This is a genomic window from Massilia sp. SYSU DXS3249 (assembly GCF_053668055.1).
On record NZ_JBSIPX010000019.1, the window covers coordinates 25,063 to 49,334 of the forward strand.

The window sequence follows — 24,272 nt, forward strand, 5'->3', positions numbered from 1 at the left end:
AACCCTTACACCGGCTTGAGGATATTCGCCAGCGCCACGTATTGTTCCAGGCTGACCGTCTCCGGGCGGCTGCCCGGATCGATGCCGGCGTCGACCAGCTGCTGTTCGGTGAACATGCCGGCCACGCAGTTGCGGATCACCTTGCGGCGCTGGGAGAAGGCCTTCTGCACCACCGCTTCCAGGGTCGGGCCGTCGGCGGCGAGCGGGCGCCGGGTCGGGACCATGCGCACGATGGCCGAGTCGACTTGCGGCGGCGGGTCGAAGGCGGTCGGCGGCACGATGAACAGCAGCGCCATGTCGTAGCGCCATTGCAGCATCACCGACAGGCGGCCATAGGCCTTGGTGCCCGGCTCGGCCACCATGCGCTCGACCACTTCCTTTTGCAGCATGAAGTGCTGGTCCTCGACCAGGTGCGCGAACTCGGCCAGGTGGAACAGCAGCGGGCTCGAGATGTTGTACGGCAGGTTGCCGACCACGCGCAGCTTTTTCCCTTCCGCTACCGGAATCGACGCGTAATCGAATTTCAGGGCGTCGCCGGAATGGATGGTGAGCTTTTCGCGCGGATAGGATTTTTCCAGGCGCGCCACCAGGTCGCGGTCGAGTTCGACCACGTGCATGTGGTCCAGTTGCTTGAGCAGCAGCGCCGTCATCGCCGCCAGGCCCGGCCCGATCTCGACCATCGTTTCGCCGCGGCGCGGCTCGATGGCGTCGATGATGCTGTTCAGGACATGGTCGTCGGTCAGGAAGTTCTGGCCGAAGCGCTTGCGTGCGACGTGTTTCATTGGTGCTTTCGTTGAATAGGTTTAGGCAGCGGCGGCGCGACTGGCCGTGACCATGTGCACGGCGGCGCGGATCGCCTCTTCCATGCTGCCGCAGTCGGCCAGGCCGAGGCCGCGCGCGGCCAGGTCGAGCGCCGTGCCGTGGTCGACCGAGGTGCGGATCAGCGGCAGGCCGAGCGTGACGTTGATGCCGCGCCCGAAGGTCGCGTGCTTGAGCACGGGCAGCCCCTGGTCGTGGTACATCGCCAGCACGCAGTCCGCGTCCTGCAGGTATTTCGGCTGGAACAGGGTGTCGGCCGGATAAGGCCCGCGGGCGTCGATGCCGCGTGCGCGGGCGCTTGCCAGCGCCGGCTCGATGACCTCGATCTCCTCGCGTCCGAGGTAGCCATTCTCTCCCGCATGCGGGTTCAGGCCGGTCACCAGGATGCGCGGCGCGGCGATGCCGAATTTGGAACGCAGGTCGGCGTGCAGGATGTCGAGCACCTGCGCCAGGCCGTCCATCGTGATCGCGGCCGGCACGTCCTTCAGCGGCAGGTGGGTGGTTGCCAGCGCCACCCGCAGATAGGCTTGATCGTTGGCCGGCTGGCCCGCCAGCATCATCACGACGCGAGGCGTGCCGGTCTTCTCGGCCAGGTATTCGGTATGGCCGGAAAACGCGATGCCGGCGTCGTTGATCGTGCTTTTTTGCAGGGGCGCGGTGACGATGGCGTCGAACCAGCCTGCGCCCACGCCCTCGATCGCCAGGTCGAGCGTGGCCAGCACGGCGCGGCCGTTCTGGGCGTCGAGCCGGCCGGGCACCACGTGGGCGGCGAGCGGCACGTCGATCACGGCCAGGCGCTCGCGGCCGAAGTGCGGCAGGCCGCCGTTCCTCAGCGCCTGGGTCGACAGGGCCGACAGGCGGATGGCAGGGTCGATCAGGCTGGCAGTCAGCGCCAGGAAGGCGGCGTCGCCGACCAGCACGCAGTTGGCGGCCTCGCGCAGGGCCCAGGCCGCGCGGATGGCGATTTCGGGGCCGATGCCGGCAGGCTCGCCGACCGTCAGCGCCAGTGTCGGACGTGCGCCGAGCGGTGCCGCCACGGGATTACCCTTCCTCGCGGAACTCGACGTAGGCACGGTCGCGCACCTGGCGCGCCCAGTCCTCGAAGGCTTCGCCGAGCTTGCGCTCGCGGATCACCTGGCGCGCCTGCAGGCGCTCGCGGTCCTTCGACACGTCCTGGCGCTTGCGTTCCAGGACCTGGATCAGGTGGAAGCCGAAAGGCGTCTCGACCACGTCCGACACCTGGCCCGGCTGCAGGGCATCCATCGCGGCCGTGAATTCCGGCACGACGTCTTCCGGCTCCAGCCAGCCGAGGTCGCCGCCCTTGGCGGCCGAGCCGTCGACGCTGTTCTGGCGCGCCATGTCTTCGAAGGTGGCCGCCTTGCTGTCGATCCTGGCCTTGATCTCGGCCAGCTTGCGCTTGGCTTCCGCAGCCGGCAGGGTCGGCGTGGCCTTGAGCAGGATGTGGCGCGCGCGGGTCTGCTGCACCACCGCCTCGGTGGATTCCGTCTTGGCCAGGCTGCGCTTGTCGGCCATCTTGAGGATGTAGAAGCCGGTATTGGTCTTGATGACAGGGGTGACCTGCCCTGGGCTCAGCTTGCGCAGTTCGTTCGCGAACAGCGGCGGCAGGCGGTCCGCATCGCGCCAGCCGATGGCGCCGCCCTTCAGGGCGTCGGGCGCGTCGGAATAGGTGGTGGCCATCTTGGCGAAGTCGGCGCCGGTGCGCAGCTGGCGCATCACTTCCTCGGCGCGCGCGCGGCGTGCGGCGATCTGCTCGGGCGTGGCATTGGCCGGGATGCCGACGAAGATCTGCGACAGGTCCATCTCGACCTTCTCGGCGGCGGCGGCCTTCTCGGCGGCGAGGTAGGTGTCGACCTCGGCATCGGAGACCTGGATCTTGCTGTCGACCTCGTGCTCGCGCAGGCGCTGCATCATGATCTCGTTGCGGATCTCTTCGCGGAACTGGGCGAAGGTCATGCCTTCCTTTTCCATCTGGTTGCGCATGTCCTGGACCGACATCTTCTGGCCCTCGGCGATGCGGGCGATGGCGGCGTCGAGCTGGCGGTCGTCGACGCGCACGCCCATCTCGCGCGCGAGCTGCAGCTGGGCGCGCTCGACGATCATAGCTTCCAGCACCTGGCGCTCGAGGTCGGCCTGGGACGGCAGCTGGGCGTTCTGGGCGCGCAGGCGGGCCACGATCTGGCCGACGCGGTTGCGCAGTTCGTTGGTCGTGATGACTTCGTCGTTGACGACCACCTTGATGGAATCGATGACGTTGGCGCTGCTCGACGCCGGCGGCAGGAAACCGCTTCCGGGGGCAGCGGCTTGCGCCGGTGCCGACGCAGGCTTGGCGGCGGGTTGCGCTGCGGCGGCGGCAGGCGCCGTCTGTCCAATGGCGGCATTCGCCGTGAGCGCGCACAGCAGCGCCGCTGCGAGCTTAAGGTGATGCAAACGGGTAGTACGCATAATCTGGGGGGCACTCATTCAGGTCAAAAATCATCCATGTCCGGTCAAGGACGGCCGACGTTGCTGTTCAACCGCGTATAGCCGGGAATACTCTTGTAAAACGAATCCAGCGGGTTGCCAAGGCCCAGGCGCGACAGGCCGTTGAGCTCGAGCTGGAAGAAAATCGGCGTCGAGGTCGTCTGGGCGGTCGTGACGAAGCGCTGCGCGCCCATCCGGAACACCCAGCAGTCGGCCTTGTACTCGAGCCCGACCAGGCTCTCGAGCACCTTGTGGTCGCGCAGCGAATAGCTGACGCGGCCGACGCCGTACCAGCGTTTCGTCAGCGGCCACTGGCCCGACACGTCGGCATTGCGGAAACTGTCGCGCACATAGCGATACTCCGCGTTGAGCACTTTCATCGGTCCCGGAGTCCAGCGCACGCCATGGCTCTGGGCGTACACGCTTTCGCCGGTCGCGTCATATTGTACGCTGCTGTCGAAGTTCCAGTTATCGATAATGCGGCCCGATGCCGCCAGCAGCAGGTCGGAACGGCCGCGGCCGTCCTGGACGCGGCCGACGCGCGGCTCGTCCAGGTAGAAGCGCTGGCCGACCACCATGCGCAGGCGCTCGGCGCCGTCCTGCTCGATGTAGCGCGACACGACGGCCGCAGTCAGCTGGTTGGCGTCGGAAATGCGGTCGGGCCCGACGAAGCGGTTCTCGCTGAACAGCTGGGCATAGCTGAAGCCGGTCTCGAAGGTATCGAAGATCGGGAACTGGTCCTGGTTCTTGTAGGGCGTGCGCACGTAGAACAGGCGCGGCTCGAGGGTTTGCGTGACGGCCTTGCCGAACAGCGAGGCATCGCGCTCGAACACCATGCCGCTGTCGACCGAGAAGATCGGCAGCGTGCGCGACAGGCTGGTCGGCCCGCGCGCATTGGTGTCCATCGAATACTTCGTCGAGTGCAGCATCAGCTTCGGGGTGACGTAGTAGCCCGGGCGGATGAACGGATAGCTGACCTGGCCGACGGCGACCAGGCGGTTGCCGTTGTCGAAAGTCGGGTGGTCGAAACGGGTGGCGTCGGCGTCGAAGGCCCAGTCGAAACCCTTCACGTCGTAGCGGCCGGCATGGAACAGTACCTGCGGCAGGCGCGCATAGGGCTTCGGGATCGCCAGCGCCGGATTGGCCACCGCCGCCGGTTCCTGCAGGATCTGGTAGCCCTGGGCGCGCGCCATCAGGTTCCAGTACGGCGTGGCGTAACTCGTGTACAGCTCGCGGATCAGCTGGCGCTCGGCGCTGATCGACACCGTGCGCGAGAAGTCGCTCATGTATTCGTCGTCCGAGGCCCCGTTGACGTTCCAGCCATAGGTCCAGCCCGGCGCCAGCGTCTGGTTGTGGATGGAATTGACGAGCCAGCGGTCGGTCTTGGTGACGCGGTCGTTGCGCAGGAATTCGAGGTGGGTCTGGCCGCCGTAGGGCCCGCGCGCGGTCTCGCCGATATAGCGGGCCGTGGCGCCCAGCTGCAGGCCGCGGTCGAACATCAGGCGCGGGAAGACCGTCAAATCGCGGTTCGGCGCGATGTTGAAGTAATACGGCAGCATCACCTCGGAATCGCCCTTCGAGCCGAAACCGATCGTCGGCGGCAGCCAGCCCGAGCGGCGCTCGCCCGACAGCGAGAACGACATGCCCGGCGTGGCCAGGATCGGCACGTTCTTGAAATAGATGACGGTCTTGCCGGCGGTGCCGATGTCGCGCCCCTGGTCGAGGCGCAGGGTGCTCGATTTCAGGTACCAGTCCGGGTTGGTTCCTTCGCAGGTGCTGTAGGTGCCGTCCAGCACCAGCGCCTGGTTCTCGCCGAGGAAGTCGATGCGGTCGGCGCGGCCTTGCGCGTTATTCGTCTGCAGCTTGTACTGCGGATTGAGCAGCCAGCCGCGCTGGGTCGACAGGTTCAACTGCAGCGAGTCGCCCTGGTAGCGGTCGCCGAAACGCCACATCTGCACATTGCCGCTGGCCGTGACTTCATCTTCGACGAGGCGGTAGCAGGCGGTGTCGGCGGTCAGTTTCGACTGGCCGCGGGTGATCTCGACGTTGCGGTTGAGATTGATTTCACGGTCCGGGCGGCCGTCGATTTCCTCCGCACTGACTGTAATCGGAAGATCTTGTTCGTCGGCAGGAGACGTGGCCGGCGCAACTTGCGCATGCAACGGCCCCGAGGCCACGGTGACGAGGGCGGACAAGGCAAATGCCCGCCGCCGCGGGAATGGTAGGGCCGTAAACCAGCTCATGGAATCTTGGGCTGCACCATAAAGGGCGATTTTTTGGATTGAATCCCTTATTATATGGGAATTGTCCCTCTCAACCGGTTTCCCCTGGTCGCTTCATGTCTTCTTTGTATCAAAACACCCCCACTTCCGCCGAGCAGGATGCACGCCTGGCCTTGCTGACCGAATGGCTGGGCACACTCGACCTGGTGGACCTCGGTTCGCGCCGCCCCGCGTCGTCCGATGCGAGCTTCCGCCGTTATTTCCGCCTCGATGTGGCGCCGGCGCTACGCGCCAAACTCGGCGACACGCTGATCGCGATGGACGCCCCGCCCGAGCGTGAAAACGTGCCGGCCTTTATCCACGTGGCAGGCCTGCTGCAGGAAGCCGGCGTCACCGTGCCGGCCATCGTCGCGCGCGACGTCGAGCGCGGCTTCCTGCTGCTGTCGGACCTCGGCACCACGACCTACCTTGCCCGCCTCGATGCCGACAACGCCGCCTTCATGTACTCGGATGCGGTGGACGCCCTGATCAAGTTCCAGCTCAACAGCCGGCCGGGCGTGCTGCCCGAGTTCGACCGCGCCTTCGTGCTGCGCGAGATGAACCTGTTCCCGGAGTGGTACATCAACCGCCACCTGGGCGTGACCCTGGACGACAAACAGCAGGCGCAACTCGATAAAGTGTTCGAGGCCATCACCGCCAACGTGCTGTCCCAGCAGCAGGTGTTCATGCACCGCGATTTCCACTCGCGCAACCTGATGTTCCTCGACCAGGGCAACCCGGGCGTGCTCGACTTCCAGGACGCCGTCTACGGCCCCGTCACCTACGACCTCGGTTCGCTGCTGCGCGACGCCTACATCCAGTGGGACGAAGAGATCGTGCTGGACTGGGTGGTGCGCTACTGGCAGAGCGCCAAGCAGGTCGGCCTGCCGGTCAACCCGGACATCGACGCCTTCTACCGCGACTTCGAGTTCATGGCCCTGCAGCGCCACCTGAAGATCCTGGGTATCTTCTGCCGCCTGAACTACCGCGACAACAAGGCCATCTACATGGGCGACCTGCCGACCGTGATGGACTACGTGCGCAAGACCGCCAACCGCTACACCGAACTCAAGCCCCTGCTGCGTTTGCTCGACTCGTTCGAGGACAAGGCGCCGCAGGTCGGCTATACCTTCTGAGCGTTTTTTCCGAGAAGCCCATGAAAGCCATGATTTTCGCCGCCGGCCGCGGCGAGCGCATGCGTCCGCTGACGGACACCTGCCCGAAACCCCTGCTCAAGGTGCGCGGCCGTCCGCTCATCACCTGGCACGTGCTGAACCTGGTGCGCGCCGGCCTCACCGAGATCGTCATCAACCACTCGCACCTCGGCCACATGATCGAGGAAGAGCTGGGCGACGGCAGCCAATTCGGTGCGCGCATCGTCTACTCGCACGAGCCGACCCCGCTGGAAACGGCCGGCGGCATCGTCAACGCGCTGCACCTGCTGGGCGACGAGCCCTTCCTGGCGGTGTCGGGCGACATCTACGCGCCCTACTTCGATTTCGCGCAGGCGAAGGACGCCCTGCCCGACAACGACGCCGTCGGCCAGCCGATCCCGGTCGACCAGCGCGACATCGCCTGGCTCTACCTGACCCCGAACCCCTGGCACAACCCGAACGGCGACTTCGGCCTGGACATGTACACGCTGGCCAACGAGGGCGACCCGAAGTGGAACTTCGCCGGCATCGGCGTCTACCGCCCGGAGATGTTCGACGGGATCCGCGCCGGCGAATTCCTCAAGTTCGGTCCCCTGATGCGCAAGTTCATCGAGCAAAAACGCGTCGGCGGCGAGATCTACCACGGCCCCTGGGTCAACGTCGGCACGGTCGAGCAACTGGAAGAGCTGAACGCGCCGCTGGCAAGGAAGGCCGGCGCTTGAGTCCCCACGCCGCCCGCCGCGCCCGCCTGCTTGCCGGCATGGAGCCGGGCGCGGTGGCGGTGCTGCTCACCGCGCCCGAAGTCGCGCGCAACGGCGACAGCGACTACCCCTACCGGCACGACAGCTATTTCTATTACCTGAGCGGTTTTACGGAGCCGGAAAGCGCGCTGGTGCTGGTGGCGGCGCGCGGCGAGGCGCCCGCCCGTTCCATCCTGTTCTGCCGCGAGAAGGATGTCGAGCGCGAGATCTGGGACGGCTTCCGCCATGGCCCGGCCGCGGCACGCGAGCGCTTCGGCGTCGACGAAGCGTATCCCGTGTCCGAACTCGATGCGCAGATGGCCTGCCTGCTGGCCGACGCGCCCAGCCTGTACTACGCGACGGCGCACGATGCCGCATTGGATGCCCGGGTGGCCGGCTGGCTCAAGGCGGTACGCGCCCGCTCGCGCAGCGGCGTGAGTGCGCCCGCGCACACCCAGCACCTGCTGTCCCTCATCGACGAGATGCGCCTGCTGAAGGACGACACCGAGCAGGCGCTGATGCAGCGCGCCGCCACCATCTCCGGCCAGGCCCACGCGCGCGCCATGCGCGCGGCCAGGCCCGGCATGTTCGAATACGAGCTCGAAGCCGAACTGCTCTACGAATTCCGCAGGAACGGCGCCCAGTTCCCCGCCTATACCCCGATCGTGGCCTCGGGCAGCCATGCCTGCGTCCTGCACTACAGCGCCAACGACGCGCAGACGCGTGACGGCGACCTGGTGCTGATCGACGCCGGCTGCGAATTCGACAGCTACGCGGCCGACATCACCCGCACCTTCCCCGTCAACGGACGTTTCACCGAACCGCAGAAGTGCTTGTATGAGCTGGTGCTCGCCGCCCAGGCGGCGGCGCTGGCCGCGATCGTGCCGGGCCGGCCCTACAGCGACGTGCATGAAGCGGCGCTGCGGGTGCTGTCCGAGGGCATGCTGGCGCACGGCCTGCTCGACCCGGCCAAGGTCGGCAGCGTCGACGACGTGCTGGCCGAGCGCGCCTATACTCCCTTCTACATGCACGGTACCGGCCACTGGCTGGGACTGGACGTGCACGACACGGGCAGCTACCGCGACCTGGCGCTCGAAGGCAAGCCCTCGCGCCTGCTGGTGCCGGGGATGGCGCTGACGGTCGAACCGGGCATCTACGTGCGCCCGGCGCCAGGCGTGCCGGAACGCTTCTGGAACATCGGCATCCGCATCGAGGACGACGTCATCGTCGGCGACCAGGGTGCGCGCGTGCTCACCGATGCCGCGCCGAAGACGGTGGCGGACATCGAAGCGCTGATGAAGAGGTGAGGAAGGAATGAGCATGGAACAGCACAAGGACAGCGGTGGAGACATGCGCGACGTCGCCATCTGCGGCGCCGGGCCGGTCGGCCTGGCCCTGGCGGCGCTGCTGGTGCGGCGCGGCGTCGAGGGGCGGCGCATCGCGCTGATCGACGCGCGCGCGCTCGGCCAGGCCATTTCCGACCCGCGCTCGATCGCGCTGGCCTGGGGCAGCCGCCAGCTGCTGGAGGAAGTCGGCGCCTGGCCAATTCCTTCGACGCCGATCCACACGATCCACGTTTCGCGCCGCGGCCACCTCGGGCGCAGCCTGCTCGACCGCGAAGAGCACGGGCTCGAAGCGCTGGGTTATGTGACGCGCTACGGCGACGTGGTCGATACGCTGTCGCGCGCCGTCGACCGCGCCGGCATCGAGGTGATCCGCCCGGCGCGCGTCGCCACGCTCGACGAAAACGGCGAACATGTGACGCTGGGACTGGACGATGGACGCACGCTGAAGGCCCAGGTCGTGGTCGGCGCCGAAGGCGGCGTGTTCGGCGTCCAGGAGGACAAGGCACGCACTCGCGACTACGGCCAGAGCGCCGTGATCGCGCGCGTCAGCGCCAGCCAGCCGATTCCGCACCGCGCCTTTGAACGTTTTACGGACGAAGGGCCGCTGGCGCTGCTGCCCCAGGATGGCGTCGATGGCCATGGCTATGCGCTGGTCTGGTGCGTGCGTCCCGAGCGCGCCGAGGCGCTGCAGGCGATGGAGGACGAACGCTTCCTGCGCGAGCTGGACGAGGCTTTCGGCGCCCGCCTTGGGCGTTTTACCAAGGTGTCGGCGCGCTTCGCCTACCCGCTCGGCCTCAACGCCGAACCGCGCGCCACCACCCGCACGGTCGCCATCGGCAATGCGGCGCAAACCCTGCACCCGGTGGCGGGGCAAGGCCTGAACCTGGGCCTGCGCGACGCCGCCGTGCTGGCGAGATTGCTGGCGCGCTGCGCCGGACCGGAAGGCGTCACGCGCTTCCTCGACGAGCGCGCGCAGGACCGGCAAATGACGATTGCGCTGACCGACGCGATGGCGCGCGCCTTTGTCGGCAGCGGGCCGCTGCAGTCGGTGCTCGGGCTCGGGCTGGCCACGCTCGACGCCGTGAAACCGGCGCGCACGCTGCTGGGGGAGCTCATGATGTACGGGCGGCGTGGCGGGTCGGCGTTGTTGCCGCATCGGCAGGGGTAAGCCCGGTTTTGTAGGGTGGGCAACGTCATTGAAGGCTCCGGCTTCAATGACCCTACGCTGTTGGCTGAACTATTCCGACCCGTCTCGATTTTCACGTTGCACAGCGTGAGCACAGGTTGTCATGACGCGGACTCTGCACCGCGTGGGCTCGAGAGCCCACCCTACAACGGCGACACTCCACGGTAGATCAATGGGCGTCAATTTTTCTTGACACTCGCGAGAGCGTCAATTAATCTTGACTTACTACTACCGAGGAGACCGTCATGACCACTGCCACGACCAGCCAGCCCAGCCCCCTGTCCAGCGAGCAGCGCCAGAGCCTGCAGCGCGCGATCGAGTCGACCGTCGTCGCCCACGCCGGGCTGTCCGACGCGCCCGACGACGATGCGGAGAATGCCCTGCGCCTGGCAGCAAGCAGCAGCGCCGGGCTGCAGATTTGCGAAGCCCTGCAGAAGGAGGCGGTGCAGAATGCGCGCCGCGCGGGCCGGTCGTGGGCCGAGCTGGGCGCGCTGATGGGCATCACGCGGCAGGCGGCGCAGCAGCGCTTCGCGCCTTCGGCATCGAAGGAATGGTTCGTCCAGGAGTGGATCGCCACGTTCGAAGGCCACGAGCTCATGGTGCGCAACTCGTGGAACGGCGGCATCCGGCTGTTCGTGGACGGCCAGCAGGTCGCGGAAAACCGTCAGCTGTTCGCCTTCGGCAAGGACAAGGCCCTGCTGTCGGTAGCGGTGCCGCGCGAAAAAGGCGAGCCCTTCGTGGTCGAAGTCTACGCCTATGCGATCTTCTCGGTCAGCGTGAAGATCGTGGTCGACGGCAAACAGGTCGGCGGCGAGGTATTTTGACAGCTGCCTCATGAACGAGGAGCAGCCGCATACTGTAGGGTGGACGGCTGTACCCGTCGGCGGGCATGTCCGAAACTTGCGCGCCGTCCACGCGTTCAAACACCAGGGGCAAGGCCACGGCTTTTCATCGTTCGCTTGAGCGCGTGGACGGCAGAGCCGTCCACCCTACAAGTCAGTCCACCGCCTTCACCATCGACTCGATCACCTTCTTCGCGTCGCCGAACACCATCATCGTGTTCGGCATGTAGAACAGGTCATTGTCCAGGCCCGCATAGCCCGAGGCCATCGAGCGCTTGTTCACGATGATGCTTTTCGCGCGGTAGGCTTCGAGGATGGGCATGCCGGCGATCGGCGATTTCGGGTCCTTGGCGGCCGGATTGACGACGTCGTTCGCGCCCAGCACCAGCACGACATCCGTCTGGCCGAATTCGCCGTTGATGTCTTCCATCTCGGCCACCTGGTCGTAGGGCACCTCGGCCTCGGCCAGCAGCACGTTCATGTGGCCCGGCATGCGGCCCGCCACCGGGTGGATCGCATAGCGCACGTTGACCCCGTGCTCGGTGAGTTTATCCACCAGTTCCTTGACCGAGTGCTGGGCGCGCGCCACCGCCAGGCCGTAGCCCGGCACGATGATCACCGATTCGGCATTCTGCAAAATAAAGGCCGCGTCCTCGGCGGAACCCGATTTGACCGGGCGCTGCTCCTGCGCGGCGCCGCCGGCCGCTGCCGCTTCTCCGCCAAAGCCGCCCAGGATCACGTTGAAGAAGGAGCGGTTCATCGCCTTGCACATGATGTACGAGAGGATGGCGCCCGACGAGCCCACCAGCGAGCCGGCGATGATCAGCATCGAGTTGTTCAGCGAGAAGCCGATGCCGGCCGCGGCCCAGCCCGAGTAGGAGTTAAGCATCGACACCACCACCGGCATGTCGGCGCCGCCGATCGGGATGATGATCAACACGCCCAGGATGAACGAGAGCGCCGCCATGATGACGAAGGGCGTCCAGGCCGGCTCGACGGCATCCGAAAAGCAGAACACGAGCCCCAAGGCGATGATCGCGATCGCAATCATCAGGTTCAGGATGTGCTGGCCTTTGAAACGTACCGGCGCGCCCTGGAACAGGCGGAATTTGTACTTGCCGGAGAGCTTGCCGAAGGCGATCACGGAGCCGGAGAAGGTCACCGCGCCGACAAAGGTGCCGATGAAGAGTTCCAGCCGGTTCCCGAAGGGCAGCGCGCCGCCGCGCTCGGCGATATTGAAGGCCCAGGGCTCGGAGACGGCCGCCACCGCGATGCAGACGGCTGCCAGGCCGATCAGCGAGTGCATCGCCGCCACCAGTTCCGGCATCTTGGTCATCTCGACCTTTTTCGCGGCATAGGCGCCGATCACGCCGCCGACCACCACGCCCAGCAGCACCAGGGTAAAACCCATGCCCTGGACGTCGCCGCTGCGCTGGGCGAATTCGGCCTGCAATTTGAGGATCAGGGCGATGGTGGTGGCCACCGCGATCGCCATGCCGGCCATGCCGAAGGTATTGCCCATGCGCGCAGACGAAGGCGAGGACAGCCCCTTCAAGGCCTGGATGAAGCAGACCGACGCCACCAGGTAGAGCAGCGTGACCATGTTCATGCTGATGTAGTTCATGCGCCCTCCTTCGTTGCGGCCGGCTGGGCGGAAGCCGCATCGGCGGACCGTTTCGGCTCCTTCTTCTTGAACATCTCCAGCATGCGCTGGGTGACGAGGAAGCCGCCGAACACGTTCACGGCCGCCAGCGCGACGGCGAGCGTGCCCATGGCCTGGCCCAGCACGCCTTCGGTGAGGCCGGCGGCCAGCATGGCGCCGACGATGATGATGGCGGAGATCGCGTTGGTCACCGCCATCAGCGGCGTGTGCAGCGCCGGCGTGACGGTCCAGACGACGTGGTAGCCGACGTAGATCGCCAGCACGAAGATGATCAGGTTGATGATGGTGTGGCTGATGTCCATGCCCGTCTCCTTGTTATGTGCGCACGGCGGTGCGCTGTGCCTCGCCGCGCAGTGCCTCGCCTTCATGGCAGAGCAGCGTGGCGCGCACGATCTCGTCCTCGCGGTCGATGAAGAACTGGTCGTCCTTGTCGAAGACGAGCTTCAGGAAATCGAGCACGTTGCGCGCATACAGGGCCGAGGCGTCGGCCGCCACCAGCGCCGCCAGGTTCGGCTCGCCGATGATGTAGACGCCGTGCTTCACCACGGTCTTGCCGAGTTCCGTGAGCGGGCAGTTGCCGCCCTGCTCGATCGCCATGTCGACGATGACGGAGCCCGGCTTCATGGCGCGCACGGTTTCCTCGCGGATGAGCGTCGGCGCCGCGCGTCCGGGAATCAGGGCGGTGGTGATGATGATGTCGGCCAGCTTGGCGCGCTCGTGGACGAGCTCTCCCTGGCGCCGCATCCAGTCGGCCGGCATCTGGCGCGCGTAGCCGCCGACGCCCTGCGCGATTTCGCGTTCCTCGTCGGTGAGGAAGGGCACGTCGATGAACTTGGCGCCGAGCGATTCGACTTGTTCCTTGACCGGCGGGCGCACGTCGGACGCCTCGATCACCGCGCCCAGGCGCTTCGCCGTGGCGATCGCCTGCAGGCCGGCCACGCCCACGCCCATGATCAACACGCGCGCCGCCTTCACGGTGCCGGCGGCCGTCATCAGCATCGGCATGAAGCGTTGATAGGTGTTCGCCGCCAGCATCACGGCCTTGTAGCCGGCGATGTTGGCCTGGCTCGACAGCACGTCCATCGACTGCGCGCGCGTGATGCGCGGCGCGGCCTCCAGCGCGAAGGCGGTCAGGCGGCTGCCGGCCATGGCGGCGATGTTGTCGTTATCAAAAGGATTGAGCATGCCGACCAGGACCGTGCCGGGACGCATGCGGGCGCGCTCAGACTCGTTCGGGGCGCGCACTTTCAGGACCATGTCGCAGGCAAAGGCGTCCTCAAGGCTGCCGACCGTGGCGCCGGCGGCGGCGTACGCCTCGTCGGTGACCGCCGCATGCAGGCCGGCGCCGGCCTGGACGACGACCTGGTGCTTGCCCGCGAGTTTTTTCACTGTTTCCGGAGTTGCCGCTACGCGGGTCTCGCCCGGCCGTGTTTCGGCCGGAATGCCGATTCTCATGCATTCCTCCTTGCTTTTAGTGTTGTGTTCACAATCTAACACGTAAACATAGCTCTTTTGCTAGTAAAAATGACAGGAAGAGCCAGCGCCAGATTGTGCGGCGAATTCGATACAGATGAGACAAGATGACAAGGTTTTTTGTATCAAATCAAGACATCTGCTGCTTTTTTGCTGCATTGCACACGTACCTTCGAGCAACGCTTTGCAGGTGGCTGTAGAATATCGGCTCATTTGTCGAGGACGCGCATGACCCATACCTTCAGACCGTCAGTCACCGTTGCCGCAATCATCGAACGCGATGGCCGTTTCCTGCTGATCGAGGAAGAGACGAGCGAAGGCATCAAGCTGAACCAGCCGGCCGGCCACCTCGACGAAAACGAGTCGCTGGTGCAGGCGGTCGTGCGCGAAGCGATGGAAGAAACGGCCCACGAATTCATCCCCACCGGCCTGGTCGGGATGTACATGTCGCGCTACTACTCGAAGTCGCGCAATGCCGACATCACCTACCTGCGCTTCACCTTCTGCGGCACCGCCGGCAGGCACTACGACCAGCCGCTCGACGACGGCATCCTGCGCACCCTGTGGATGACGCGCGACGAGATCGCCGCATCGAGCGAGCGCCACCGCAGCCCGATCGTGCTGCAGTGCGTGGACGACTACCTGGCCGGCAAGCGCACCGAACTCGGCCTGCTGTACACCCACCCGTCGGTGTTCGAAGACGGGCTAGAAACCAACCGGACGTAACATGAGCAAGAAAAAAGTCGTGATCGGGATGTCGGGCGGAGTCGACTCCTCGGTCGCGGCGTGGATGTTGAAGGAACAGGGCTACGACGTGGTCGGCCTGTTCATGAAGAACTGGGAAGACGACGACGATTCCGAATACTGCTCGTCGCGCCAGGACTGGATCGACGCGGCCAGCGTGGCCGACGTGGTCGGGGTCGACATCGAGGCCGTCAATTTCGCCGCCGAATACAAGGACCGCGTGTTCGCGGAATTCCTGCGCGAATACCAGGCCGGCCGCACGCCGAATCCGGACGTGCTGTGCAACGCCGAGATCAAGTTCAAGGCCTTCCTCGACCATGCGATGAAGCTCGGCGCCGATTTAATAGCAACCGGGCATTATGCCCGGGTGCGAGAGACGCCGGCCGGCAAATTCGAGCTGCTGAAAGCGTTCGACGCAACGAAAGATCAGAGTTATTTCCTGCACCGCCTGAACCAGGCGCAGCTGTCAAAATCGCTGTTCCCGCTGGGCGAGATCCCGAAGACCGAAGTGCGCAAGATCGCGGAAAAGCTCGCATTGCCGAATGCGGCCAAGAAGGATTCGACCGGCATCTGCTTTATCGGCGAGCGCCCCTTCCGCGACTTCCTGAACCGCTACCTGTCGCACAAGCCGGGTCCGATCAAGCTCGACAACGGGCAGACCGTGGGCGAGCACATCGGCCTGTCGTTCTACACGCTGGGCCAGCGCAAAGGCATCGGCATCGGCGGCCTGAAATCGCACAAGAATGCCGACGGCACCAGCGAGCCGTGGTTCGTGGCGCGCAAGGACATCGCGAACAACACGTTGTACATCGTGCAGGGCCACGACCATCCGTGGCTGCTGTCGAGCCGCCTGGAAGCCGGGCAGGCCAGCTGGGTCGCGGGCGAAGCCCCGAGCGGCCTGCTGTCGGCCAAGACCCGCTACCGCCAGCAGGACGTGGCCTGCAGCGTGGCGGCCGACGGCCTGGACCGCTTCGCGCTCGACTTTACCGACCCGCAATGGGCGGTCACTCCAGGCCAGTCGGCCGTGCTGTACGACGGCGACATCTGCCTCGGCGGCGGCATCATCGACGGCGCCGTCGGCGTTTGATTCCTTTCGGCGGAGCCAGCCGGCTCCGCCTCTCCTTTCCCGTTCCGCTTTAACAATTGTGTAGTCTCGGTCCTACATGGGCATGACATGTCACGTCCGCGGCGAACAACAGCCTCTATCAGGACAAGACGTATGCACGGCTCATCGCGCCATTTTTGATGACTTATTGGTCAGCAAAACGTAGTCCTACTCCTACAAACAACACTTTGTTGTTATCTCGATCAGTAACCCACAGGTTTTTCACAATTACTTCGGTTTTTTAACCTTCGGCTATTGATTTTGGGTAATACCCAACCTTACTCTATGTTGCCACGAGGCAAAACGTAAAGACGGGTGCTATTTCAGACGCCGGTCAGGCTCACACCATCAACAAGACAAACTCAACGATATGAACCTTGCAAACCTGCGCGTCAGGACCCGGCTGTTCGCCGGTTTCGGCATCATCTGCGCCTTCCTCCTCGTTATCGTCCTGTTCGGCAGCACCATGCTCAGCCGGATCAATGCCGGCACCGGCGTCATCGTCAACAACTACATGCCGAAAATCGAGGCCTCGCACGAGGTGCTTACCCAGGTCAACGCCATCTCGGTCGCCCTGCGCAACATGATGCTCAACGCCGATCCCGCCGACCGCCAGGCCCAGGCCGCCGATATCGAAAAAGCACGCGCGGCCATCGGCGAGGTCAATGCAAAGCTCAAGCAGACCATCGTCAGCGAAGAAGGCAAGGCCCTGCTGCGCCAGAACGAGGAATTCAATACCCGGGCCATCGCCGCGCAGAACGAACTGCTGCGCCGCATCGCCGCCGACGATATCGCCGGCGCGTCGGCTTACCTGACCGCAGAATACCGTCCGCTGCTGACCGACTATCGCAAGGCCCTGAACGCCCAGATCAAGCTGCAGAAAGACCTGGCGGACAAGGCCGTGGCCGAGGCGCAGGCCACCTACGACAACACGGTCGCCACGCTATACGGGCTGAGCGCCGCCATCCTGCTGCTGGCAGCCTTCATCGCCTGGCGTACGACCGCCTCGATCACCGTCCCGGTGGCCCGTGCGCTGGCCATTGCCGAGACGGTTGCGGCCGGCGATCTCACCAGCCGGATCGAGGTCGACTCGACCGACGAACTGGGCCAGCTGCTGGCTGCGCTGAAGAAGATGAACACCAGCCTGGTCGAGACCGTTTCGACGGTGCGCGACGGCACCGACCTGATCGCCTCGGCCTCCTCGCAGGTCGCCGCCGGCAGCCTCGACCTCTCGGCACGCACCGAGCAGCAGGCCAGCGCCCTGGAGGAAACGGCGTCCTCGATGGAAGAGCTGACCTCGACCGTCAAGCAGAATGCCGACAACGCGCTGCAAGCCAGCACCCTGGCCGACGCAGCCTCGCAGGTGGCCGAGCGCGGCGGCGAAGTCGTGAAACAGGTGGTCGGCACGATGGACGCCATCCATGCCTCCTCGGCCCGCATCGCCGACATCATCGGCGTCATCGACGGCATCGCCTTCCAGACCAATATCCTGGCGCTGAATGCGGCCGTCGAAGCGGCGCGCGCCGGCGAGCAGGGCCGCGGCTTTGCGGTCGTCGCTTCCGAAGTGCGCAACCTGGCCCAGCGCTCGGCCGCCGCAGCCAAGGACATCAAAGGCCTGATCAACGACTCGAACGCCAAGGTCGACGACGGCAGCCGCCTGGTCAATGAAGCCGGCGACACGATGCAGGAAATCGTCGAGAGCATCCGCCGCGTCACCGACATCATGGGCGAGATCAGCTCGGCCAGCCGCGAGCAGAGCGCCGGCATCGAGCAGATCAACCAGGCCATCGCCCAGATGGACGAGGGCACCCAGCAAAATGCGGCCCTGGTCGAGGAAACCTCGGCCGCCGCCGACGCCATGCGCACCCAGGCGGCAACGTTGGCGACGACGGTAGCCGTGTTCCGCACCGGCGCCGATAGCCAGCCGGCGAGCGCCGCCCCTGCCCTGGCCAAAGCTGCCAAACCGGCAGCCCGCCTGGCGCCGCCGGCCAAACGCGCGGCGACCCGCGCCCCAGCCGCACCGCAAGCGCGCGAGCGCAAGGCGGAAGCGGCGACGGCCGGCGCCGACGGCTGGGAAGAGTTTTAATCGGTGGAGAATGCAGGGTGAACGGCTTTACCGCCTGCCCTGCCGAGATTTTTCAGGCGCAGACCGCATCCAACCGGCGCGCCGCGCGCGGACGCGGCAGCGTCCATTCCGCACATACCCAGCGCTCGAAATCCTCGGGCGCCATCGGGCGGGCGTAGAGGTAGCCCTGCACCTGGTCGCAGCCGGCGCCGCGCAGGAAGCAGGCTTCGCCGGCCGTCTCCACCCCTTCCGCCACCACCAGCTGGCCGAGGTCGTGCGCGAGCTTGATCATCGTCGACACCAGTGCGCGCTTGCGCTCGTCCTGGTCGAGGCCGCGGATGAAACTCTGGTCGATCTTGACCACCTGCGCCGGCACGCTCTGCAGGTAGGCCAGGCTGCTGTAGCCGGTGCCGAAATCGTCGATCGCCAGCTGCACGCCACCCGCGGCTAGGCCGTCGAGGGTGGCGGCGGCGAGCTGGCGGTTGCTCATCAGGGCGCTTTCGGTGATTTCGATGGCCAGCGCGCTGGCGGGCAGCCCGTGCTCGCGCAGGCGCGCCAGCACCCAGGCGCAGAAATCCGGCTCCAGCAGGTTCACCGCCGACACATTCACCGCCACCTGCTGCGCCAGCCCGGCGCGCTGCCAGGCGGCGAGTTGGCGCAGCGCGCGCTCGATCACCCAGCGCGTCGTCCTGCGTGCCAGCAGGGTCTGTTCGATGACCGGAAAGAATTCGCCCGGCGAGACCTCGCCCAGCTCCGGATGGCGCCAGCGCAGCAGCGCTTCGGCGCCGACGCAGCGCCCGGTCGCCAATTCGACCTTCGGCTGGTAGACCAGGCGCAGCTGGCTGTCGTCCTCGAGCGCGGCGCCGAAGGCGTTCACCAGACGGAAGCGCCGCATGTAGCCGAGGTTCTGCTCGACCGAAAAGACGCGCACGCGCCGGGCGCCTTCGGTCGCGTCGAGCGCCGCGCTGTACAGGTCGCGCAGCATGTCGGCCGGCCGGGTGGTCCCGACGGTCAGCGGCACCACGCCGACCGTGGCGGTGGTGACGAAGCGCGAGGTCGTGTTCACGGCGCGCAGGTCGAGCCAGGCGCCCAGCCAATCGTTGAAGCGCCCGAGGTCGGTCCCCGGTTCGGCCAGGAAGGCGAACTGGGTCGTGCCCACGTGGTAGAGCTTGCGCGCCGGTCCGAGCGCGGCGCGCAGCATGCGCGTCGCCTCGGTCACGATGTCGTCCAGGTAGACCGCGCCCATCGCACGCACGGCGTTGCTCAGCTGCTCGGGGGTGGCCAGGTTCACCAGTGCGGCCAGGCGTTCCTCTCCCTGGGGACGGTCGATCGCCAGGTCGGCCATGTCGTCGAGGAACTGGGTGCGGTTCGGGATGCCGCTGACCGGGTCGATGCGGCCGATCGCATGCTGCAGTTCGACTTGCGCCATCACCATCGCGGCCAGGTCGGCCAGGGCGGCGCGCTCGGCCTCGGTGACGGTGCGCGGCTCGGTGCCGAGCACGCACATCGCGCCCAGGCAGTAGCCGTCGCGCGTCATCAGCGGCGCGCCGGCATAGAAGCGCACCCCGCCGGCGGCCAGGTGGCTGTCGCAATAATAGGGATCGTCCAGCAGGTCAGGAATCACCAGCGTGCTGCCGGTGTCGGCCACCTGCGCGCACGGCGCCTTCTCGCGCGGGATCGCGCAGTGGTCGACGCCGACGCGCGACTTGAACCACTGGCGGTCGGTATCGGTCAGCGAAACCGCCGCGATCGGCAGCTTGAACAGCTGGGCCGCCATGCGCGTGATACGGTCGAACGCCTCGTTCGGCGGCGTATCGAGCAGGTCGAGCTTGCGCAGTGCGTCGAGGCGAGCTGCTTCCAGCTGGGCCGGCGGTTGATGACTCATGGTGTCCTTGTACTGCCGGCGCTGAGCCGATCACAAAAATGATGAAAATGACGAATAGGCGCCATTTTGATCGTCAAATTTCCACGAGTCAACTAAGTTTTAAGAAAATAACGGGATTTAGTCGCGCAATGTGAACGGATAGGTATTCTGGCAATTCTGCAATCCTCAAATTCGGCATTTGTATGCCGATTCCAGTAGAATGCCGCTCACTTATTGCTTTCGTAAAAAATATCATGCATGCGTCCCGTCCCGAGGAATCGGACGACCCTGTCCTGACGACGCGCGAAGCGTCCGAACTGCTGGGAATCGCGGTCAGCACGGCCCAGCTCTGGATCGAAAACGGTACGCTGCCGGCCTGGAAGACGCCGGGTGGCCATCGCCGCGTGCGCCTGAGCGACGTCAGCGCCCTGTTGCGCGAACGCGCCGGCTTGCCGCCTCTGGCGCAGCCGCACGATGCCCCGTCGCAGGCGCCCGGGGTCCGGCCCGTCCAGGAACCTGTGCGCCTGGCTGCCCTGCAGGCGACGCGCCTGCTCGAGAGCCCGGCAGAAGCCGTGTTCGACCGCCTGACCTGGCTCGCCACCGAGGTGACCGGGTGCCCGATCGCCTTGTTGACCCTGGTGACGGCGCGGCGCCAGTGGTTCAAGTCGCGGGTCGGGATCGCGTTGGCGGGATCGCCGCGCGAAGACGCCTTCTGCAGCCACACGATCGCGCAGGAAGGGCCGTTGATGGTGCCCGATGCGCAGCTCGACAGCCGCTTCCGCGACAGCGCATTGGTAAAAGGCGAGCCGCACGTGCGCTTCTATGCCGGTTTTCCGCTGGCCGGCCGCGGCGGCCACCACCTTGGGGCGCTGTGCGTGATGGACCGCGAGCCGCGCCGCCTGCGCGAACGCGAGCTGCGCGCGCTGGGCGAACTGGCGGCCATCGCGGCCGAGGAAATCAGGCGTCGTTAGGGTTCGAAGACTGCTGGCGGCGTACCGCGGCCAGCACGGTATTGCGGATGGTTTTCAGCACGGTGTCGGCCTTGAACGGTTTCACGATAAAACCGTGTACGCCGCGCCCCACCGCCGCCTCGATGGTGGGCGCATCGAAGGTGCCGGAGACCATGAAGATGAAGCTCTTCGGCAGCGCCGCGCGCAGCTGCTCGACGATGTCGCTGCCGTCCTCGACCTGCTCGCGCGCGATGCACACGATCTGCGGGCGGAATTTGGCGGCCAGCAGCAGTGCCCCCTGGCCGGTATGGGTCTGGCCGACGACCTCGTAGCCGCCGTCCTGCAGCACCGTGTTCAGCAGGCCGCGCGAGATTGCGTTCGAATCAACCAGGATTGCCTTGAGCATGGCCCTGTCCTTTCGCTTGTCATAATCAATGTCATGGTGCATTTCAAGGCGAGTCTCAAGGTGACTCGTAGGCCAGCATCTTCCACGTCACGCCCAGGCGCACGTCGGTTTTCAGCTCCACCAGCTGGCGCGACAGGTAGAGGATATCGCGCTCGGCGCGCAGGCGCTCCCCCAGCGGCGTCTTCAGGATGCCGGCGCCGGCCATGACGGCATCCAGGCTGCCGTAGGCGCCGAGCAGGCGCGCGGCCGTCTTCATGCCGATCTTAGACACGCCCGGCACGCCGTCGGTGGCGTCGCCCATCAGCGCAAGTAGATCGTGCAGCTGCTCGGGGGCGACGCCGAACTTGTTGCGCACCCAGGCGTCGTCGTGCCACTCGTTCTTGAAATGGTCCCACACCAGGGCGCCATGCGCGATCAGCGTGTGCAGGTCCTTGTCGGTGGTGGCGACGATCGCTTCTCCCCGGTTTTCCTGCAGCCAGCGCATCACGCAGGTGGCCAGCACGTCGTCGGCCTCGACGCCCGGCACCACCACGACGGGCACGCCGGCGCCCTGCAGGCGCGCCTGGAATTCGGGCAGCGCCGCGCGCAGTTCGGAAGGCATCGGGTCGCGGTGTTCGCGGTAGCGCGGATACAGGGCGTGGCGCCAGGTCTCGCCGCCGTGGTCGAAGGCGGCCAGCACGTGGGTCGGCGCATGCGCCTCGAGCAGGTTGCGAAACGACGAGAACGCGTGGCGCAGGGCGATGCCGGCCTTCAGGTCGGAGTCGGGCTCCGGGCTGGCCTCGTACACCCGGCGCACGATGTTCAGGCCGTCGATCGCAAGCAGCTTGGGCATCGTTTTACCTGGCGAAGTCGTACCGGCCGCCGCGTTCGAGCGCGCGCGCATAGGCCGGCCGCGCGTGGATGCGCTGCAGGAAATCGGACAGGCGCGGGTAGCGCGCATCGAGCCCCCCGCGCGAGGCGGCCGCCTCCAGCGGGAAGCTCATCTGGATGTCGGCGGCGGTGAGGTCGTCGCCCGCGAACCAGTCGCGTCCCGCCAGTTCGGACTCCAGGTAGTCGAGCTGGTTCTTGATGTTCGGGTTGACGAAGCTGCCCTTGACCTTGCGCGCGATGCTGCGGGCGATCGGTTTCGCGAAGAAGGGCATGGGGCCATTCTCGATGCGGTCGAAGACGAGCTTCATCAGGAGCGGCGGCATCGCAGAGCCTTCGGCGAAGTGCAGGAAGAAGGTGTACTGGCGTTTTTCCGGCGTGCCCGCGGGCGGCATCAAGCGCCCGTTGCCGTAGCGTTCGAGCAGGTACTCGATGATCGCACCCGATTCGGCGACGACCACGTCGCCGTCGCTGATGACCGGCGACTTGCCCAGCGGGTGCACGGCCTTCAGTTCGGGCGGGGCCAGCATCGTCTTCGGGTCGCGCTGGTATTTTTTGATCTCGTATTCCAGGCCCAGCTCTTCGAGCAGCCAGAGGATGCGCTGCGAGCGCGAATTGTTCAGGTGGTGGACGGTGATCATGGAGGCGGCAAAGAGGCCATTCGAGGCGAAGGAGCGTTAGCTTAGCACTGTTAGGGCATTCCAAAAAGACATGGGCACGGCGGGACAGTACGGCAGCGCACCGAGCCGCCCGGCCGCCGTCTCTATGATGGACGCATGGGCACGATCCACATCGGCATCTCCGGCTGGCGCTACGCGCCCTGGCGCGGCAAGTTCTATCCTGGCGGGCTGGCCCAGGCGCGCGAGCTCGACTACGCCGCGCGCCAGCTGCCCACCATCGAGATCAACGGCTCGTTCTACTCGCTGCAGCGCCCCGAGAGCTATGCCAGCTGGTACCGCGCGACGCCGCCGGGCTTCCTGTTCGCGGTCAAGGGCAACCGCTTCATTACCCACATGCTCAAATTGAACGAGGTCGAGGGTCCGCTGGCGAACGTGCTGGCCTCGGGCGTGTTCGAACTGCGCGAGAAGCTCGGCCCCTTCCTGTGGCAGTTCCCGCCCATGGTCCGTTTCGATCCCGAGCGCTTCGAGCGTTTTTTCCGCCTGCTGCCCCGGGATACCGAAGCGGCGCTGGCGCTCGCCAGCCGCTACCAGCCGCGCATGGAGGGTAAAGTCTCGCTGGCCATGGATGCGAAACGCCCGATGCGCCACGCCGTCGAGATCCGCCACGAGAGTTTCCGAGACCCGCGTTTCATCGACCTGCTGCGCGAGTACAACGTCGCCCTGGTCGCCGCCGACACCGCGGGCCGCTGGCCCTACATCGAGGACGTGACCGCCGATTTCGTCTACATCCGCCTGCACGGCGACAAGGAACTGTATGCCAGCGGCTACGACGACGAGGCCATCGCCCTGTGGGCCTCGCGCATCCGCGCCTGGAGCACGGGCGGGCAACCGGAGGACGGGTGCCGGGTGTCTCCGCAGGCGCCACCGAGCTTGCCCAGCCGCGACGTCTACTGCTACTTCGACAACGACATCAAGGTGCACGCGCCTTATGACGCCCAGCGCCTGATCGCCGCGCTCGGGGCGTAGGGTGGGGGAATTGAGGCCAGTGGCCTCAATTCCAATCCCACGCGTACGGCGGCGAACCACCTACTCCCAATCCAACTCCGCAATGTCCGGCGACCCCGCCCAATCACCCGCATACATCCCATCGCGCACATAACGATGAAACGTCGAATGCGGCCAATCCCTGACCCGCCGTACCATCCCATGCTTGACCGGATTGAAATGAATGTAATCGACACGCTGCTCCATATCGAACGCATCGCGCACCTGGTGCTCCCAGAAGCGCCGCTGCCAGATCGTCGATTCGCCCCGGTTTCTCGCCGCATTGGTCATGCGTTTCGGATCATGCAGGCTGCTCCTGCAGGCGCTCACGACATCGCGCTTGATCTCCGACCAGCGCGTCGGATAATCGCCGTCGCCATCCGGCAAAGTCCAGATGCAGTGCATGTGATCGGGCAGCAGCACCCAGGCGTCGATGACGAAGGGGCGGGTCAGGCGTACGGTGTGGATGGCCTCGTGCAGGGCGGCGCGGAAAACCGGGAGGCAGAAGATGGGGCGGCGCTGGTAGGCGACGACGGTGAAGAAGTAGGTCGTGCCCGTGAACTGGCGGCGGTAGCGGGACATGGTACGGCATCGTAAGTCCGGCGGGTCGAATGGCAGATGCGTTACCTCAATCGGGCATGC

The 24,272-nt window shown here is 66.0% G+C and carries 22 protein-coding genes; 10 read left to right on the top strand and 12 right to left on the bottom strand.

Translation table 11 applies throughout. From position 1 onward, the window contains the following. Window positions 1–5: 5 nt before the first annotated feature. From rsmA to ACWCIA_RS19205, 4 genes are read right to left on the bottom strand one after another with little or no spacing between them, the layout of a single operon-like run. The gene (rsmA, locus tag ACWCIA_RS19190; protein WP_454165856.1) at window positions 6–782 is read right to left on the bottom strand and encodes a 16S rRNA (adenine(1518)-N(6)/adenine(1519)-N(6))-dimethyltransferase RsmA; all 777 of its coding nucleotides are present in this window, start codon (window positions 780–782) and stop codon (window positions 6–8) included. Window positions 783–803: 21 nt separating this feature from the next. Then, window positions 804–1,856, bottom strand: coding sequence for a 4-hydroxythreonine-4-phosphate dehydrogenase PdxA (gene pdxA, locus ACWCIA_RS19195; protein ID WP_454165858.1), 1,053 nt, complete (start codon window positions 1,854–1,856; stop codon window positions 804–806). A gap of 4 nt (window positions 1,857–1,860) precedes the next feature. After that, entirely contained in the window at window positions 1,861–3,282 is a 1,422-nt protein-coding gene (locus tag ACWCIA_RS19200) for a peptidylprolyl isomerase (RefSeq protein ID WP_454165860.1), read from the bottom strand. Between the two features lie 44 nt (window positions 3,283–3,326). Then, window positions 3,327–5,543: an LPS-assembly protein LptD gene (locus tag ACWCIA_RS19205; protein ID WP_454165862.1), complete on the bottom strand. Its 2,217-nt coding sequence runs from the start codon at window positions 5,541–5,543 to the stop codon at window positions 3,327–3,329. Window positions 5,544–5,638: 95 nt separating this feature from the next. Between ACWCIA_RS19205 and ACWCIA_RS19210 the strand changes: the two genes are divergently transcribed. From ACWCIA_RS19210 to ACWCIA_RS19230, 5 genes are all read left to right on the top strand, one after another. Beyond that, window positions 5,639–6,697 (top strand): aminoglycoside phosphotransferase family protein, encoded by a 1,059-nt coding sequence (locus tag ACWCIA_RS19210; protein ID WP_454165864.1) that lies wholly within the window; start codon window positions 5,639–5,641, stop codon window positions 6,695–6,697. Between the two features lie 20 nt (window positions 6,698–6,717). Continuing rightward, window positions 6,718–7,437 (top strand): N-acetylmuramate alpha-1-phosphate uridylyltransferase MurU, encoded by a 720-nt coding sequence (gene murU, locus ACWCIA_RS19215; protein WP_454165866.1) that lies wholly within the window; start codon window positions 6,718–6,720, stop codon window positions 7,435–7,437. Next, window positions 7,434–8,762 (top strand): Xaa-Pro aminopeptidase, encoded by a 1,329-nt coding sequence (gene pepP / locus ACWCIA_RS19220; RefSeq protein ID WP_454165868.1) that lies wholly within the window; start codon window positions 7,434–7,436, stop codon window positions 8,760–8,762. The genes murU and pepP overlap by 4 nt, the downstream gene beginning before the upstream one ends. Window positions 8,763–8,775: 13 nt before the next feature. Then, window positions 8,776–9,969, top strand: coding sequence for an FAD-dependent monooxygenase (locus ACWCIA_RS19225; protein ID WP_454165870.1), 1,194 nt, complete (start codon window positions 8,776–8,778; stop codon window positions 9,967–9,969). Between the two features lie 263 nt (window positions 9,970–10,232). Beyond that, window positions 10,233–10,811, top strand: a complete 579-nt coding sequence (locus ACWCIA_RS19230; protein WP_454165872.1) for a hypothetical protein — start codon at window positions 10,233–10,235, stop codon at window positions 10,809–10,811. A 172-nt stretch (window positions 10,812–10,983) separates the two neighbouring features. Here ACWCIA_RS19230 and ACWCIA_RS19235 read toward each other — a convergent pair whose 3' ends face one another. Genes ACWCIA_RS19235 through ACWCIA_RS19245 form a run of 3 tightly spaced genes read right to left on the bottom strand, consistent with a single transcriptional unit; the run spans window position 10,984 to window position 13,947 of the window. Then, window positions 10,984–12,453: an NAD(P)(+) transhydrogenase (Re/Si-specific) subunit beta gene (locus ACWCIA_RS19235; RefSeq protein ID WP_454165873.1), complete on the bottom strand. Its 1,470-nt coding sequence runs from the start codon at window positions 12,451–12,453 to the stop codon at window positions 10,984–10,986. Next, on the bottom strand, window positions 12,450–12,794 hold the full coding sequence (locus ACWCIA_RS19240; protein WP_454165875.1) for an NAD(P) transhydrogenase subunit alpha: 345 nt from the start codon (window positions 12,792–12,794) through the stop codon (window positions 12,450–12,452). Before ACWCIA_RS19240 ends, ACWCIA_RS19235 begins: the two co-directional genes overlap by 4 nt. Window positions 12,795–12,807: 13 nt before the next feature. Beyond that, window positions 12,808–13,947 carry a Re/Si-specific NAD(P)(+) transhydrogenase subunit alpha gene (locus tag ACWCIA_RS19245; RefSeq protein WP_454165877.1) on the bottom strand — a complete coding sequence of 380 codons (1,140 nt, stop codon included), beginning with the start codon at window positions 13,945–13,947 and terminating at the stop codon, window positions 12,808–12,810. A 246-nt stretch (window positions 13,948–14,193) separates the two neighbouring features. On the opposite strand from ACWCIA_RS19245, the gene ACWCIA_RS19250 reads away from it, so the two are divergent. From ACWCIA_RS19250 to ACWCIA_RS19260, 3 genes are all read left to right on the top strand, one after another. Beyond that, window positions 14,194–14,691 carry an NUDIX hydrolase gene (locus ACWCIA_RS19250; RefSeq protein WP_454165879.1) on the top strand — a complete coding sequence of 166 codons (498 nt, stop codon included), beginning with the start codon at window positions 14,194–14,196 and terminating at the stop codon, window positions 14,689–14,691. 1 nt (window position 14,692) lies between these two features. Beyond that, window positions 14,693–15,796, top strand: coding sequence for a tRNA 2-thiouridine(34) synthase MnmA (mnmA, locus tag ACWCIA_RS19255; RefSeq protein WP_454165880.1), 1,104 nt, complete (start codon window positions 14,693–14,695; stop codon window positions 15,794–15,796). A gap of 388 nt (window positions 15,797–16,184) precedes the next feature. Then, window positions 16,185–17,900 (top strand): methyl-accepting chemotaxis protein, encoded by a 1,716-nt coding sequence (locus ACWCIA_RS19260; protein WP_454165882.1) that lies wholly within the window; start codon window positions 16,185–16,187, stop codon window positions 17,898–17,900. Window positions 17,901–17,952: 52 nt separating this feature from the next. Here the strand turns inward: ACWCIA_RS19260 and ACWCIA_RS19265 are convergent, their stop codons facing one another. Then, entirely contained in the window at window positions 17,953–19,764 is a 1,812-nt protein-coding gene (locus ACWCIA_RS19265) for a sensor domain-containing phosphodiesterase (protein WP_454165883.1), read from the bottom strand. Between the two features lie 233 nt (window positions 19,765–19,997). On the opposite strand from ACWCIA_RS19265, the gene ACWCIA_RS19270 reads away from it, so the two are divergent. After that, window positions 19,998–20,714 (top strand): helix-turn-helix domain-containing protein, encoded by a 717-nt coding sequence (locus ACWCIA_RS19270; RefSeq protein WP_454165884.1) that lies wholly within the window; start codon window positions 19,998–20,000, stop codon window positions 20,712–20,714. Here ACWCIA_RS19270 and ACWCIA_RS19275 read toward each other — a convergent pair. The 3 genes from ACWCIA_RS19275 to ACWCIA_RS19285 are packed head-to-tail and all read right to left on the bottom strand — an operon-like array spanning window position 20,701 to window position 22,607. Further along, window positions 20,701–21,099 (bottom strand): ANTAR domain-containing response regulator, encoded by a 399-nt coding sequence (locus ACWCIA_RS19275; protein ID WP_454165885.1) that lies wholly within the window; start codon window positions 21,097–21,099, stop codon window positions 20,701–20,703. The two genes, ACWCIA_RS19270 and ACWCIA_RS19275, sit on opposite strands and share 14 nt — an antisense overlap. 55 nt (window positions 21,100–21,154) lie before the next feature. After that, window positions 21,155–21,931, bottom strand: coding sequence for a 5'-3' exonuclease (locus ACWCIA_RS19280; RefSeq protein ID WP_454165887.1), 777 nt, complete (start codon window positions 21,929–21,931; stop codon window positions 21,155–21,157). Between the two features lie 4 nt (window positions 21,932–21,935). Further along, a complete protein-coding gene (locus tag ACWCIA_RS19285) occupies window positions 21,936–22,607 on the bottom strand; it encodes a glutathione S-transferase (protein WP_454165889.1) in 672 nt (223 codons plus the stop codon). A 135-nt stretch (window positions 22,608–22,742) separates the two neighbouring features. Here ACWCIA_RS19285 and ACWCIA_RS19290 point away from each other — a divergent pair, with 135 nt between their 5' ends. Further along, window positions 22,743–23,612, top strand: a complete 870-nt coding sequence (locus tag ACWCIA_RS19290; RefSeq protein WP_454165890.1) for a DUF72 domain-containing protein — start codon at window positions 22,743–22,745, stop codon at window positions 23,610–23,612. Window positions 23,613–23,672: 60 nt separating this feature from the next. Here the strand turns inward: ACWCIA_RS19290 and ACWCIA_RS19295 are convergent, their stop codons facing one another. Then, entirely contained in the window at window positions 23,673–24,212 is a 540-nt protein-coding gene (locus ACWCIA_RS19295) for an REP-associated tyrosine transposase (RefSeq protein ID WP_454165892.1), read from the bottom strand. Window positions 24,213–24,272 lie beyond the last annotated feature (60 nt).

Excerpts from the sequence above, each read along its gene's own strand:
- mnmA (WP_454165880.1), top strand. The coding sequence starts at position 14,693 with ATGAGCAAGAAAAAAGTCGTGATCGGGATGTCGGGCGGAGTCGACTCC.
- ACWCIA_RS19295 (WP_454165892.1), bottom strand. The coding sequence starts at position 24,212 with ATGTCCCGCTACCGCCGCCAGTTCACGGGCACGACCTACTTCTTCACC.
- murU (WP_454165866.1), top strand. The coding sequence starts at position 6,718 with ATGAAAGCCATGATTTTCGCCGCCGGCCGCGGCGAGCGCATGCGTCCG.
- ACWCIA_RS19245 (WP_454165877.1), bottom strand. The coding sequence starts at position 13,947 with ATGAGAATCGGCATTCCGGCCGAAACACGGCCGGGCGAGACCCGCGTA.
- ACWCIA_RS19280 (WP_454165887.1), bottom strand. The coding sequence starts at position 21,931 with ATGCCCAAGCTGCTTGCGATCGACGGCCTGAACATCGTGCGCCGGGTG.
- ACWCIA_RS19205 (WP_454165862.1), bottom strand. The coding sequence starts at position 5,543 with ATGAGCTGGTTTACGGCCCTACCATTCCCGCGGCGGCGGGCATTTGCC.
- ACWCIA_RS19270 (WP_454165884.1), top strand. The coding sequence starts at position 19,998 with ATGCATGCGTCCCGTCCCGAGGAATCGGACGACCCTGTCCTGACGACG.
- ACWCIA_RS19285 (WP_454165889.1), bottom strand. The coding sequence starts at position 22,607 with ATGATCACCGTCCACCACCTGAACAATTCGCGCTCGCAGCGCATCCTC.
- ACWCIA_RS19235 (WP_454165873.1), bottom strand. The coding sequence starts at position 12,453 with ATGAACTACATCAGCATGAACATGGTCACGCTGCTCTACCTGGTGGCG.
- ACWCIA_RS19265 (WP_454165883.1), bottom strand. The coding sequence starts at position 19,764 with ATGAGTCATCAACCGCCGGCCCAGCTGGAAGCAGCTCGCCTCGACGCA.
- ACWCIA_RS19250 (WP_454165879.1), top strand. The coding sequence starts at position 14,194 with ATGACCCATACCTTCAGACCGTCAGTCACCGTTGCCGCAATCATCGAA.
- ACWCIA_RS19210 (WP_454165864.1), top strand. The coding sequence starts at position 5,639 with ATGTCTTCTTTGTATCAAAACACCCCCACTTCCGCCGAGCAGGATGCA.
- ACWCIA_RS19225 (WP_454165870.1), top strand. The coding sequence starts at position 8,776 with ATGGAACAGCACAAGGACAGCGGTGGAGACATGCGCGACGTCGCCATC.
- ACWCIA_RS19275 (WP_454165885.1), bottom strand. The coding sequence starts at position 21,099 with ATGCTCAAGGCAATCCTGGTTGATTCGAACGCAATCTCGCGCGGCCTG.
- ACWCIA_RS19200 (WP_454165860.1), bottom strand. The coding sequence starts at position 3,282 with ATGCGTACTACCCGTTTGCATCACCTTAAGCTCGCAGCGGCGCTGCTG.
- ACWCIA_RS19240 (WP_454165875.1), bottom strand. The coding sequence starts at position 12,794 with ATGGACATCAGCCACACCATCATCAACCTGATCATCTTCGTGCTGGCG.
- ACWCIA_RS19290 (WP_454165890.1), top strand. The coding sequence starts at position 22,743 with ATGGGCACGATCCACATCGGCATCTCCGGCTGGCGCTACGCGCCCTGG.
- ACWCIA_RS19230 (WP_454165872.1), top strand. The coding sequence starts at position 10,233 with ATGACCACTGCCACGACCAGCCAGCCCAGCCCCCTGTCCAGCGAGCAG.
- ACWCIA_RS19260 (WP_454165882.1), top strand. The coding sequence starts at position 16,185 with ATGAACCTTGCAAACCTGCGCGTCAGGACCCGGCTGTTCGCCGGTTTC.
- rsmA (WP_454165856.1), bottom strand. The coding sequence starts at position 782 with ATGAAACACGTCGCACGCAAGCGCTTCGGCCAGAACTTCCTGACCGAC.